11 protein-coding genes are annotated in these 12,656 nt (G+C 48.6%); 6 read left to right on the forward strand and 5 right to left on the reverse strand.

Features of this window, described 5'->3' with window-relative positions:
* Positions 1–30: 30 nt before the first annotated feature.
* Both AB3R30_RS10205 and AB3R30_RS10210 read right to left on the reverse strand, forming a co-directional pair.
* Positions 31–471, reverse strand: a complete 441-nt coding sequence (locus tag AB3R30_RS10205) for an NADAR family protein (protein ID WP_458649073.1) — start codon at positions 469–471, stop codon at positions 31–33.
* Positions 472–545: 74 nt separating this feature from the next.
* Positions 546–2,651 (reverse strand): S-layer homology domain-containing protein, encoded by a 2,106-nt coding sequence (locus tag AB3R30_RS10210; protein ID WP_458649074.1) that lies wholly within the window; start codon positions 2,649–2,651, stop codon positions 546–548.
* A gap of 200 nt (positions 2,652–2,851) precedes the next feature.
* Between AB3R30_RS10210 and AB3R30_RS10215 the strand changes: the two genes are divergently transcribed.
* The 5 genes from AB3R30_RS10215 to AB3R30_RS10235 all read left to right on the forward strand — a co-directional run bounded on the left by AB3R30_RS10215 (position 2,852) and on the right by AB3R30_RS10235 (position 6,201).
* A complete protein-coding gene (locus tag AB3R30_RS10215; protein WP_458649075.1) occupies positions 2,852–3,178 on the forward strand; it encodes a hypothetical protein in 327 nt (108 codons plus the stop codon).
* 192 nt (positions 3,179–3,370) lie between these two features.
* On the forward strand, positions 3,371–3,787 hold the full coding sequence (locus AB3R30_RS10220; RefSeq protein ID WP_458649076.1) for a YtxH domain-containing protein: 417 nt from the start codon (positions 3,371–3,373) through the stop codon (positions 3,785–3,787).
* A gap of 9 nt (positions 3,788–3,796) precedes the next feature.
* The gene (locus tag AB3R30_RS10225; protein WP_458649077.1) at positions 3,797–4,453 is read left to right on the forward strand and encodes a hypothetical protein; all 657 of its coding nucleotides are present in this window, start codon (positions 3,797–3,799) and stop codon (positions 4,451–4,453) included.
* A 115-nt stretch (positions 4,454–4,568) separates the two neighbouring features.
* Positions 4,569–5,657: a chorismate synthase gene (gene aroC / locus AB3R30_RS10230; RefSeq protein WP_458649078.1), complete on the forward strand. Its 1,089-nt coding sequence runs from the start codon at positions 4,569–4,571 to the stop codon at positions 5,655–5,657.
* A gap of 97 nt (positions 5,658–5,754) precedes the next feature.
* The gene (locus AB3R30_RS10235) at positions 5,755–6,201 is read left to right on the forward strand and encodes an SH3 domain-containing protein (protein ID WP_458649079.1); all 447 of its coding nucleotides are present in this window, start codon (positions 5,755–5,757) and stop codon (positions 6,199–6,201) included.
* A 121-nt stretch (positions 6,202–6,322) separates the two neighbouring features.
* Here AB3R30_RS10235 and trxA read toward each other — a convergent pair whose 3' ends face one another.
* The 3 genes from trxA to ftsH all read right to left on the reverse strand — a co-directional run bounded on the left by trxA (position 6,323) and on the right by ftsH (position 10,211).
* Entirely contained in the window at positions 6,323–6,646 is a 324-nt protein-coding gene (trxA, locus tag AB3R30_RS10240) for a thioredoxin (protein WP_171574577.1), read from the reverse strand.
* A 346-nt stretch (positions 6,647–6,992) separates the two neighbouring features.
* Positions 6,993–8,156, reverse strand: a complete 1,164-nt coding sequence (locus AB3R30_RS10245; protein WP_458649080.1) for a GuaB3 family IMP dehydrogenase-related protein — start codon at positions 8,154–8,156, stop codon at positions 6,993–6,995.
* Between the two features lie 147 nt (positions 8,157–8,303).
* Positions 8,304–10,211 carry an ATP-dependent zinc metalloprotease FtsH gene (gene ftsH / locus AB3R30_RS10250; protein WP_458649081.1) on the reverse strand — a complete coding sequence of 636 codons (1,908 nt, stop codon included), beginning with the start codon at positions 10,209–10,211 and terminating at the stop codon, positions 8,304–8,306.
* A gap of 282 nt (positions 10,212–10,493) precedes the next feature.
* Here ftsH and dnaK point away from each other — a divergent pair, with 282 nt between their 5' ends.
* Positions 10,494–12,392 carry a molecular chaperone DnaK gene (gene dnaK, locus AB3R30_RS10255; protein WP_458649082.1) on the forward strand — a complete coding sequence of 633 codons (1,899 nt, stop codon included), beginning with the start codon at positions 10,494–10,496 and terminating at the stop codon, positions 12,390–12,392.
* Positions 12,393–12,656 lie beyond the last annotated feature (264 nt).

Below are 12,656 nucleotides of genomic sequence, written 5' to 3' on the forward strand. Positions count from 1 at the left end.
TCTATTTGTACTGAGAACTACAATCAGAACTTAGAACCTCGTCAGAATTTCGCGGACTTCCATTAAAATCTGCCCTAATTGATTTTTACCGCTGCCATCTTTTCCACAGCCCCAGTAGTAATCGACTGGGGAGTTTTCCACCAGATCTTCATTTCCAGTGGCTAGCAAAATCTCTCGAATGTCTGCATGAGTTCTAAACTTTTGCAGCACTGCTTTTCTCATTACCTCATCCTTCACCTGATTCCAATCAGCATGAAGCGGCAACGATCGATTTCTGCCCATATTGGCTGCATCCTTCGGAGTTTTGGTTTGTCGCACTTTCTCCAGATGCGGTGTGTTAATAAACTTTTGCGCTTGAAAATAATGTTCACTGGTTGCCCAATATAGCTCATCCAACATAAACCCATGGGCTGAAAAATTGGAGAAGCACCCATAAGGCTTTTCTCGTTCAACGTAAAAGTAAATGGTCATAGTTGCTTCTTTGGGCTAAACGAGTAGTCATCATTTGGGCGATCGCGTCTTACAAACTTTTACACAGAAAACTTTTACACAGACACGATGTAGGGTGAAGCGATGACAGGTGATCGCCCCGATTGCACTAAAGCTTGATAGACAAAAGCGGCAACCTCAGCGCGGGTGGTGTCGCGCACGGGGTTTAACTGCCGTAAGGTGGGATGATTTACCACTAGCTTTTGTTGCGTTGCCGTTGCTATCTGGTTTTGAGCATATTGGGGAATCGAAGCGCGATCGTCATAGGCAGCTAGCAGGCTGATATCTCCGCCCGTTAAGCCCAAACCGCTGATCAGCGATGCCAGCAATTGAAACCGGGGAATGTTTTGGTCAGGTTTAAAAGAACCATCGGGAAAGCCTGAAATAAAGCCAGCGCGGTAGGCTTGATCAATAAACGGTTTTGCCCAGAAGGTGGCTGGAATATCAGAAAACGCGATCGCATCCCGTTTGGGAGAAGGGTTGAATGCTTTGACCAGCAGCGCGGCATATTGCGCCCGATTAATCGCAATATCTGGCTTGAAACTGCCGTCAGCGAACCCGCCAATCAGGTTTTGTTTTGCCAGGGCAGAAATAAAGTCTGTTGCCCAGTGTCCGGAGATATCGGTAAAAGCGGCAGCGGTCAAATCCGGGTTGACAATGTAGGGCGAAGCGATCGCGGGCGCTTGGTTTAATGCCACCAAGGATTGATAGACCAGTGCCGCAATTTCGCCCCGCGTTACATCGCGCATCGGTTCCAATTGGCGCACCGTGGGATAGTTCACCACAATCCGTCGCTGGGTTGCGGTTGCCACTTTTTCGGCAGCGTAGCTGGGAATTTGGACGCGATCGCTGTAAAAGCTCAACACATCTAACAAACCGCCTGTTAATCCTAAGCCGCCAATCAAAGACACGATCGCCTGCACCCGCGTCAAATTTTGATCCGGGCGAAATGACCCATCAGGGAAGCCCGAAATAAAGCCCATTTGGTTCGCTTTTTGGATGAAGGGAAACGCCCAATAGCTATTGGCTACATCCACAAACGGGGTAACTGCTTGCTTGGCAGGCAAACTAAAAGCTTTGGCAATAATGGCGGCATATTGGGCACGGGTAATCGGTGCTTGAGGTTTGAAACTGCCATCGGGAAAACCGCTGATATAGCCCTTTGCAACCAGTCCGCGAATAAATCCTGCTGCCCAATGTCCTTCAATGTCGGTGAGTTCGCCAGGGTTTGGGGGCGGCACGGGCGTGGGAGTCGGCAAGGGGGCAGGATTGGGGATCTCGTTTGCCAGTAGTTCTATTAACCCTTTGACTCTAACCGGATTAATCTGGTTGCCCACAGAGAGCAGTCGAGTTGCCGTGGCATTGTTGATATCACACTCGGTGTTGCCTCGAAAGATGTTTCCTCCCGGATCTTGCCCTTTACCGAGGTCAGGCATGGCGCGATCGATCATCGTTAAACCTTCGCTGGTATTGAGCTCTACCACATTCAACCGCAACACCGGACGACACTCCTGACCCAGCACGATTCCTGAGCGATTCTCAAATACTCGGTTTTCTGCCAATAGCGGAGCCGCCTGATCGCCAATCGAAAAACCAAAGCCTGTATTTCGGCAAACATTGCGTCGCCATTCACCCTTGGCATTCCGCACAATACTAAACCCATTGGCATCGTTGCGAGTCGCCACATTGTCATATACCGCAGGGCTAGCGTTTCCAGTCGCAAAAATACCTTCACGCTTGCAGTTCGTAAACGTGCAGTTGATGATGACTGGATTAGTTGATTCAATCCAAACCCCTGTTCCTCGTGTCGCCGGATTGGTAACGGTTACTCCTCTTAGTTGGGCATTCGTTTCCATCCGCAGAGTAATGTTTTGCCCCGCAAAGGTTTTGCTGGCATAACTGCCACTGCCGTTGATCACAATCCCTGCGCCTTTTGTGGCTTCGTTGCCAATTACGGTCACTCCAGCGGGAATCGCTAAAGGAAACACTTCGCCGCTAGCAGCGCTGTAGGTGCCAGTACCAAGCTGGATGCGATCGCCCAGTTTTGCCTGCTTCAGCGCCCGACTAATGGTTTTGAAAGGAGCCACCTGATTTCCACCAGCAGCATCGTTGCCGATCGCTGAATTGACATACAAAGTCGCAGCAGGTGCAGCTTGAACCATAATCTTCTCTCATTTAATGATAGGAATATTCTATGCTTTGCCCTAATGTCGGGTAGGGGGTATCCGTCTTAGAGAGGCATCACTACAATAGTCGAAAGAGTCGAAAGGCGTTTTTCCGTTTCACCAATCAGCAATCAAAAGCAAGAAACGCGATCGCCCGTCATTTAAGTCTATCGTTTGTCCCATTTACCCATTTTGTGATGGTTCTGTTTGTTGTTATTACTAACGTTGTACTGGGGCTAATCTGCCTACGCCTTGCGGAAGTACTCTGGTCTTTAAAAACGCGGCTCAACAGAATAGCTGGTAGCACTTTAGCGGTTGAACAATATTTTTATCAACTTCTTTACAACGCTCCCACCAAACTTAACAAAGCAACCTTGAGCGTTAATAGAGCGCGATATAGCTATCAAAACTTCGAGCAAAAAATCCAGAAAATCCAAAAGCTTTTGTCGCTCATTAGCCTAGGACAATCCCTCTGGCGGCGGAATGTTTTTAATCCGGTTGCAGGAGTCAGAGGGCGGAAGTAGGCAACGGGGGTACGGGTACGGGGGTAAGGGGCAGGAATAGGAAAAAATTACGAATGGCGAGTCATGAAGCATTGAGAGCAAAGGGGAGACGCTATCAAGCCTATGTTGATCGACATTCGACATTCAACACTCTGTACCCAAAACTCGAAGCCCGAAACCTAACCCCTCCTACCTTTACCAAAGATTGATAAGATGGGAGCTTTGATAGCTGAAATTGATTCAACGTTTTCCCTGAATGACAAGGATAGGGCTGAATATATGTCAAATAATCGGTCTGGATCGTTTTTGGGAGGGTTGCTGTTGGGAGCCGCCGCTGGTACGATCGCGGGAATTTTGATGGCACCTCGAACGGGTCGCGAAACCCGCCAGATTTTGAAAAAGTCGGCGGATGCCTTACCCGAACTAGCGGAAGATTTATCGACAACAGTGCAACTCCAAGCAGATCGTCTTTCAGAGTCGGCGTTGCGAAACTGGGATAGTACTTTGGTTCGCCTCAAGGATGCGATCGCGGCTGGCATGGAAGCCACTCAGCGGCAACATCAAGCGTTGGAAGAATCAGATTCTTTGGCTGCTCAATCTCAATCTCCTGCCCGTGACACTCTTTTGTAGCCTACCCCTGTGAACAATCCTCTCTTCTGGCTCGTTGTATCTTTTTTGTTCGTCACCGCCAGCTTGACGATTGTACTTATTGTTGCCATTCCTACCCTAAAAGAATTGGGGCGAGCAGCCCGGAGTGCAGACAAACTGTTTGAAACCCTACGGCGGGAGTTTCCACCGACGCTAGAAGCGATTCGGCTAACAGGGATGGAAATTACCGACCTGACGGATGATTTGAGTGAAGGGGTGCAAAGCGCGGGACAGGTGGCAAAGCAGGTAGACCAATCGCTTAGCGGTGCCCGTAAGCAAGCGAAAAAAGTACAGCTTGGCACTCGCAGTTTATTGACAGGAATGAAAACCGCCTGGAAAACCTTTACGCGATCGCCGGCGACCTCTCGGAGATCGGGCGATCGCTTGCCTCCCAGCAAGAGCAGTAGTGAACGACTGGAATCTTCTGAAGATCGGTTCCCCGGGCGATCGCATTCCCGTTCTGGTGTGGAAGAAACCATTTATCCTCCAGAACTGGATTCCACTAACGTCCACTCTTTTGCTGTTCAACCCTCTGAAAACGCCGCTAAAACAAGCCAAGTTCATCATGTCGAAGGAGCGCAATCTAAACGTCCTGCTTCAGAAGCGACCCCGTTAGAAGACTCACGCTATTCGGCAGACGAGATTTAACAACACTTCGGACAGTTTTTGTAAAAATCTAGATTACTGGCATAGATTAGTGGCATAGAAATGAGTCAGCCTTTCCGCTACGATGAGAGCTTTAAAGCGTGGTTCAATCGATAGCATGGGCAATACTTTCGGTCATTTATTTCGAGTTACGACCTTTGGCGAATCCCATGGCGGCGGTGTGGGTGTGGTGATTGATGGCTGCCCACCCCGTTTGGAGATTTCAACCGAAGCAATTCAGTTTGAACTGGATCGCCGTCGTCCCGGTCAAAGCAAAATCACTACGCCGCGCAAAGAAGCCGATCGCTGCGAAATTTTGTCTGGCATGTTTGAAGGGAAAACGACTGGCACGCCTATTTCAATTTTGGTGCGAAACCAAGACCAGCGATCGCAGGATTATGACGAAATGGCGACAACCTACCGTCCTTCTCATGCCGACGCGACCTATGATGCCAAGTATGGCATTCGCAACTATCAGGGCGGTGGGCGCTCTTCTGCACGGGAAACGATTGGGCGGGTTGCAGCGGGGGCGATCGCTAAAGCAATTCTTCGTCAAGCTGCTGGAGTGGAAATTATTGCCTACGTCAAGCGGATTAAAGATCTCGAAGGGGCGATCGACCCAGAAACCGTCACTTTAGAGCAGGTGGAAAGCAATATTGTCCGGTGTCCCGATGGCGAAGCCGCAGAGCGGATGATTGAGCTAGTGGAGCGCTTTCGCGATCAGGGCGATTCTTTGGGAGGCGTTGTTGAGTGTGTGGCGCGGCATGTGCCTAAAGGGTTAGGAATGCCAGTGTTTGACAAGTTAGAAGCCGACCTAGCTAAAGCGGTCATGTCTTTACCGGCGACCAAAGGCTTTGAAATTGGCTCTGGCTTTGCCGGAACGCTGATGGCGGGCAGTGAACACAACGACGAATTTTATACGGACGATCGCGGCACTATTCGTACAGTAACTAATCGATCGGGCGGGATACAGGGCGGCATTTCCAACGGTGAAACCATCTTGATTCGAGTTGCCTTCAAACCCACAGCCACGATTCGCAAGGAACAAAAAACCGTGACGCGAGAAGGGGAAGCCGTAACACTGGTAGCCAAGGGGCGGCATGATCCCTGCGTGTTGCCTCGTGCCGTGCCCATGGTGGAAGCAATGGTGGCGTTGGTGCTTTGTGACCATTTACTACGCCAGCAAGGGCAGTGTGGCGATAGGTAAGGCGATACCAATGGGAGTGAATAAGGATCTGTAAAGTTCGGTCGATAATGATGAACGATCGCTTAGAATTGCCAGGTCGTTGATGGGGTTCATCAGCATGAATGGATCAGGGTTGCTTAAAGTGTTTAGTGGTTGCTTAGTGGCGATCGCGCTTATCGCTGGCGGTGGATTTCTTGCTGCTCAATATTTGATTACTCAATTTACAACTCCACCTCCTAAACCCATGTTTCCCAACGACAAGCCATCTCCCAAGCCCCCCCCAGCCGCGATCGCACCCAAACCGACTCAACCCCAACCCACTCCTAGCGCAACTCCTTCGCCAAAACCCAGTGCAACTGGTTATTCAGCAAAAATCACCCTATCTGAGGGCTTAAATATCCGGTCGAATCCTAGTGTGGATGCTGAGCGAGTGGGGGGAATTGATTTTGATGAAGAAGTAATAGTTTTAGAAGAAACCCCTAATCAGGAATGGCAGCGAGTCCGGTTGAAAACTAGCAATGTGGAAGGTTGGATTAAATCAGGACATACCGAACGGATGAATTGAGCCGATGAAAAAGCCCCAGGCGATCGCTTGGGGCTTTTAGGATAGAGAACACATTTCTCAAACCCTTCATAAACCTGCTATCTATTCTTCTTTTTTTAGGGGAAAAGTAAATAACAGATTATTAAAGGTATTTTTCTAAAGTCGTTGCAAGAGTAGTTTTAGGAACTGCCCCTACAACCATATCTACCCGCTGTCCACCCTTAAAAATCATCAAAGTAGGAATACTACGAATACCATACTGACTTGCGACAGTTGGGTTCTCATCAGTATTTAACTTAACGACCTTCACTTGTCCCTCGTATTGAGTGGAAATCTCATCTACAATCGGTGCTACCATTCGGCACGGACCACACCAGGGAGCCCAAAAATCAACTAAAACTGGAACTTCGCTTTCAAGAACTTCTTGTTTAAACGTAGAATCCGTAACTTGTGCGGCGGATGACATGCTCAAAAATCCTTGCCTAAACATGTTTCAAACATCCTACCATAGCCCGAAGATCCCCCCATTAAACAAACTTGTCTAATATGCCGAATAGATAGACTAATTCCTAAAAAGAACCTCTTAACAGCTAGTCTTTTCTATCCTTAACTACTAGCTCTTTCTATACTCTTTAAAAAAGGAACCGCCCGAACGTTGTTCAGGCGGAGTGTGGTGTGAGGAGTGAACGGAAACTTTCATTTCCGCTCTCTTTATTGTAAACGACCTAAATCATTTTTCCAGGAGTTGTAAAAAAGACGGAATAAAGTTTTAAGAATTAAATTCTAGTGTCTAATTTAACTCTCCCCATAGTCTATTTTCCCATACCCAACTGCTGTGCTTTTTGATAAACTTTGCCTTCAGTCAGTAAGGAAGGAGCAATCACCACTTCGACTTGCTGCATTTCCTTAAGGTTTTTTGCACCTAGTGTGCCCATGCTCGTTTTCAATGCACCTAGTAGATTATGGGTGCCGTCATCTAACTGAGCAGGTCCCCGTAAGATTTGTTCTAAGGTGCCTGTGCTGCCAACTTTAATACGAGTGCCGCGCGGCAAAATTGGGCTTGGAGTTGCCATGCCCCAATGATAACCGCGTCCCGGTGCTTCTTTGGCTCTAGCAAAGGGAGAACCAATCATTACCCCATCGGCACCACAGGCGATACACTTACAAATGTCGCCCCCTGTGATTAAACCGCCATCCGCAATAATTGGCACATAGTTACCTGTGTCACGGTGATAATCATCACGAGCCGCTGCACAGTCGGCGATCGCAGTGGCTTGAGGAATGCCTACCCCTAACACTCCGCGTGATGTGCAGGCGGCACCCGGTCCAATTCCCACCAATACGGCGGCGGCTCCGGCTTTCATCAGGTTAAGGGTGACTTCATAGGTCACACAGTTGCCCAAAATGACTGGGATTGGCATTTCCAGGCAGAAGTTTGCTAAATCTAACGGCGTGACGGTTTCTGGAGAGAGGTGAGCGGTTGAAACGACTGTTGCTTGAATGAAGAACAGATCGGCTCCCGCTTTGGCAACTGTTTCACCATATTTCGTGGCTCCAATTGGAGTGGCGCTCACGGCAGCAATCCCGCCCTGCTGCTTAATCTCCTGAATTCGTTGGGTAATTAGTTCCGCTTTGATCGGTTCTGCATAAAGCTCCTGCATTAGTGTGACAAAACCATCGTTGCCCACGGATGCAATGCGATCAAGAATGGGATTTGGATCGGCATATCGGGTTTGAATGCCTTCTAAATTCAGCACTCCTAAAGCGCCTAGTTGAGACAAATGGACTGCCATACCCACGTCTATAACCCCATCCATGGCACTGGCAATAATCGGAATTTCTCGGTCAATGCCGCCAACTGTCCAATGAGTATCTGCTAAAACCGGGTCGAGGGTTCGCAATCCTGGAACGAGTGCAATTTCATCAATACCGTATGCTCTACGGGCAGTCTTGCCCCTACCAATTTGAATGTCCACGCTCTTTTGCCCAAACCTATTTAAGCTAGACTACCAAATTTCTCAGTTTGAGTGTTGCAGAAGTGATTTCTAAACTTAAAAGCGATCGCCCTTTGCATCCCCTTCCGACCATGCTAAAGGCGATCGCTAAGGATCTAAAACGCTGACTTAAAGGGCTGGTGCAGCAACAGGTAGTTCCCGATAGGCTTCTACAATCTGCCGAAATTCGTCGCCTTCAATCGTTTCTCCGTCGAGTAACACCTCAACTAAGCGATCAACTAAGGGACGATTGTCTCGAATCATTTGACGAGCTTCTTGATAACAGCGCAATGCAATTTCTCGCACCTCGCGATCAATCTGAGTAGAAACTTCCTCAGAATATTCCTGACGGGACATCATACTTCGCCCTAAAAAGACCTCGCCGGCGGGACTTTCTAAGGCAACTAACCCTAAATCAGACATCCCGTAGCGGGTGACCATTTCTCTGGCTATCTCAGCAACCGCTTTAATATCGCCGCTAGCTCCAGCCGTCACCTCTGCGGAACCAAACACTTCTTCTTCCGCAGCGCGACCCCCTAAGGCAATGGTGATGCGATCAGTCATCCACGATCGCGTATACAGTCCGCTGTCAATCATTTCTTCGTTAAATGACTGTTGGGCAAAGCCACCGATACCGCCGGATCGCGGAATAATCGTGACTTTATTCAACGGATCAGAATTTTTGAGCAGAGTCATCAGCAGGGCGTGACCCACTTCGTGATAGGCGATCAAGCGTTTTTTCTTGCTGTCCAACAAAGGAGTCAATGTTAGCCCAATCGTCACTCGGTCGATCGCGTCGTCTACTTCCAGCATGGACACTGCTTCTTTGTGGCGGCGGGCAGTTAGAATTGCGGCTTCGTTGAGTAAATTGGCGAGGTCTGCGCCTGAAAAACCAGGAGTACGACGGGCGATCGCTTCCAACGAGATATCCGGCTCCAGCTTTTTATCGCGAGCATGGACTTCTAGAATACCCAGCCGACCAGCATAGGTCGGCAAATCTACAGAAATTTGGCGATCGAATCGTCCAGGGCGCAGCAATGCCGTATCCAACACATCGGGTCGGTTAGTTGCCGCAATGATAATAATGCCAGTGTTGCCTTCAAACCCATCCATTTCGGTGAGCAACTGGTTCAGAGTTTGTTCCCGCTCGTCATTCCCTCCCCCAATGCCCGTTCCACGTTGTCGCCCAACCGCATCGATTTCATCAATAAAAATAATGCAGGGCGCGTTTTCTTTCGCTTTTTTAAACAAATCGCGCACCCGAGAAGCGCCAACGCCCACAAACATTTCGACAAATTCAGAACCAGAAATGCTGAAAAATGGAACTCCTGCTTCTCCCGCGATCGCTTTAGCAAGCAATGTTTTACCCGTTCCAGGCGGACCAATCAACAACACACCCTTGGGAATTTTTGCACCAACTGCCGTAAATTTCTCTGGCTTTTTCAAAAAGGTAACCACTTCTTGCAGTTCTTCCTTCGCTTCCTCAATCCCCGCCACATCATCAAACATGACTCCAGTTTTGGCTTCCATCTGGAATCGAGCGCGAGACTTGCCGAAATTCAGCGCCTGCCCTGGACCACCCGGCGAATTAGCAGACCGCCGAATGATTAACAACAAGCCGCCTAATAAAAGTAAAAATAAAAGTAAATGGGCAAGTAACCCCATGACAGCGCTGTTATCGGCAGTGGGCTGGATCGCCAAGTTCACCTTATTATCACGCGCTCGTTTCACTAGCTCAGGATAGTTATTAAACAGGGCAACTTCTTGAGCCGGGTCTTTCTTGTCTTGATTTTCTAGCGTAACTTTGGCAACCTGCTGGACTGGATCAATCTCAATTTTGGATACTTTGCCGTTGTCAATATTTACTAATAAGTCGCTGTAGCTCATGGGTTCACGGTTGGAACCGCCACTGGCGATCGCCGGCACCGTTAATGTCAAGCCTTGGGCAACGACCCACAGAGTAGTAATCAACCCTTTTGCAGCCGAATTGCGTAACGGAAGTGGTTTTACCAATGCTTTAGTCCAGAATCCTTTCATACAGATCGCCTTTCTGTTCTCCAAGTTCTTCGTCTAAGGTTGGCTATTTTCTCTTAATAGCTTTATAGCTTTTCTTACATAGCTTTCTCTGAGCAGCTAGGTCGCGCCTTAGATGTCTAGTTTAGCTTGCTTTCATCCGAGATGGCTTGGGTGATCAAGCCGATAGGCGATTCGCTTGTACGGCAATTACCCGTAGGAATGGAGGTGCTAGCCGAACCCTTAGTTCAGTGGTTCCCCGATATTCTAGAGACATGCAGAAATTGGAAAAGAGGTTAAGCGCTCATGGCTAAAGTAGTTGGAATTGATTTAGGAACGACAAATTCCTGTGTAGCAGTGATGGAAGGTGGACAACCCTTAGTTATTGCGAACGCAGAAGGTGGACGCACCACACCATCAGTGGTGGCATATGCAAAAAATGGCGATCGCCTAGTGGGGCAAATTGCCAAACGCCAAGCGGTGATGAATCCAGAAAACACGATTTACTCCGTTAAGCGGTTTATCGGGCGGCAGTATAGCGAAGTCAGCCAGGAATCCAAACAGGTTTCTTATAAAGTAGAGCAAGACGGTAGCAGCGTTAAGATTGCCGCGCCTGCTGTAGACAAGAAATTTGCTCCGGAAGAAATCTCGGCACAAGTGCTGCGGAAGTTAGTGGATGACGCTAGCAAGTATTTGGGCGATAAAGTCACCCAAGCGGTGATCACTGTTCCCGCTTACTTCAACGATTCTCAACGGCAAGCAACTAAAGATGCGGGTAAAATCGCCGGAATTGAAGTCCTCCGGATTGTCAACGAACCCACTGCGGCAGCATTAGCTTATGGGTTAGACAAGAAAAATAACGAAACCATTCTCGTCTTTGACTTGGGCGGTGGGACGTTTGACGTATCTTTGCTAGAAGTGGGCGATGGCGTGGTTGAAGTGAAATCCACGAGTGGCGACACTCACTTAGGCGGCGATGACTTTGATAAAAAAATCGTTGATTGGATTGCGACCCAGTTTCAAGCGTTGGAAGGAGTTGACTTGCGGAAAGACAAGCAAGCGCTGCAACGGTTAACTGAAGCCGCAGAAAAAGCCAAGATTGAGCTTTCTAATGCAACTCAAGCCGGAATCAATCTTCCCTTTATCACTGCCACTCAAGACGGACCGAAACACATTGACTTGACCCTGACCCGCGCCGAGTTTGAGAAGCTGGCTGCTGATCTGCTCGATCGCTGCCGGGTTCCTGTCGAGCAAGCTATTCGCGATGCCAAGCTAACAGCAAGTGATATTGATGAAGTAGTCCTAGTCGGGGGTTCCACTCGCATTCCCGCAGTCCAAGACTTAGTGCAAAAAATCACGGGTAAAGCACCCAACATGACCGTCAACCCGGATGAAGTGGTTGCAGTCGGTGCGGCGGTTCAAGCAGGTGTGCTGTCGGGTGAAGTGACCGATATGCTGCTGCTAGACGTGACTCCCCTCTCGTTGGGCGTGGAAACCATGGGCGGTGTGATGACTCGGATCATTCCCCGCAACACGACCGTTCCTACCAAAAAGTCGGAAGTTTTCTCTACCGCTGTGGATGGACAATCCAATGTGGAAATCCATGTGCTGCAAGGCGAACGGGAAATGTCAAACGATAACAAGAGCTTAGGAACCTTCCGATTGGATGGCATTCCTTCTGCTCCGCGTGGCGTTCCTCAAATTGAAGTTGTGTTTGACTTGGATGCCAATGGTATTCTGTCGGTTTCTGCCAAAGATAAAGGCACGGGTAAGGTGCAGTCTATTCAAATCAGCGGTGCGTCTACCTTGGATAAATCTGAAGTGGAACGTATGGTGGAAGATGCGAAGCGAAATGCAGACAGCGATCGCCAACGTCGGGAGCAGGTAGACACCAAAAATAATGCTGAAACATTAGTCTATCAAGCTGAAAAGCAACTGCAAGACTTGAATGGTCAGGTGCCAGCGGCAGACAAGAGCCGAGTGGAAGAGTTGGTTGCAAATCTACGCGAGTCTGTGACCCGTGAAGACTATGACCAAATGAAAACGTTGACTAACGAGTTACAGCAAGCCTTGATGCAAGTGGGGCAAGCAATCTATGCTAATGCCAACGCTGATAGTGAAAACGCATCCAGCGAAGATCCAGCGAATGGTTCGGCTGCCAACACTGATGATGTGATTGATGCCGACTTTGTGAATAGCAAGTAACTGAGTTGAGCAAAGCTAAAAGTTAATTAGCTATGAGTGACGGGGAATGGGTTTAAAATCCTATTCCCCTTTTTTATGGCTTTTGGAGGGAATCGTTGCCCTCAACTTCTTCTAGAATTCACACACAAAACTTGGAGCGTGATTCACAATACTAAACAGGCGATCGCCCACTTTCTAACTCATAAAGTCTGACGATTTATCAACAAAAGTGTAGGTATTCAAGTGGTTGTGCTGCTAAAGTCGAAACCGATTAAAGTATTCTCG

The sequence above is a fragment of the Sivoneniella epilithica UHCC 1019 genome (assembly GCF_040830845.1).
GTDB lineage: Bacteria > Cyanobacteriota > Cyanobacteriia > Leptolyngbyales > Leptolyngbyaceae > ULC077BIN1.

Coding starts and splice junctions, on each gene's coding strand:
- AB3R30_RS10205 (WP_458649073.1), bottom strand. CDS start 471: ATGACCATTTACTTTTACGTTGAACGAGAAAAGCCTTATGGGTGCTTC.
- AB3R30_RS10210 (WP_458649074.1), bottom strand. CDS start 2,651: ATGGTTCAAGCTGCACCTGCTGCGACTTTGTATGTCAATTCAGCGATC.
- AB3R30_RS10215 (WP_458649075.1), top strand. CDS start 2,852: ATGGTTCTGTTTGTTGTTATTACTAACGTTGTACTGGGGCTAATCTGC.
- AB3R30_RS10220 (WP_458649076.1), top strand. CDS start 3,371: ATGGGAGCTTTGATAGCTGAAATTGATTCAACGTTTTCCCTGAATGAC.
- aroC (WP_458649078.1), top strand. CDS start 4,569: ATGGGCAATACTTTCGGTCATTTATTTCGAGTTACGACCTTTGGCGAA.
- AB3R30_RS10235 (WP_458649079.1), top strand. CDS start 5,755: ATGAATGGATCAGGGTTGCTTAAAGTGTTTAGTGGTTGCTTAGTGGCG.
- trxA (WP_171574577.1), bottom strand. CDS start 6,646: ATGTCATCCGCCGCACAAGTTACGGATTCTACGTTTAAACAAGAAGTT.
- ftsH (WP_458649081.1), bottom strand. CDS start 10,211: ATGAAAGGATTCTGGACTAAAGCATTGGTAAAACCACTTCCGTTACGC.
- dnaK (WP_458649082.1), top strand. CDS start 10,494: ATGGCTAAAGTAGTTGGAATTGATTTAGGAACGACAAATTCCTGTGTA.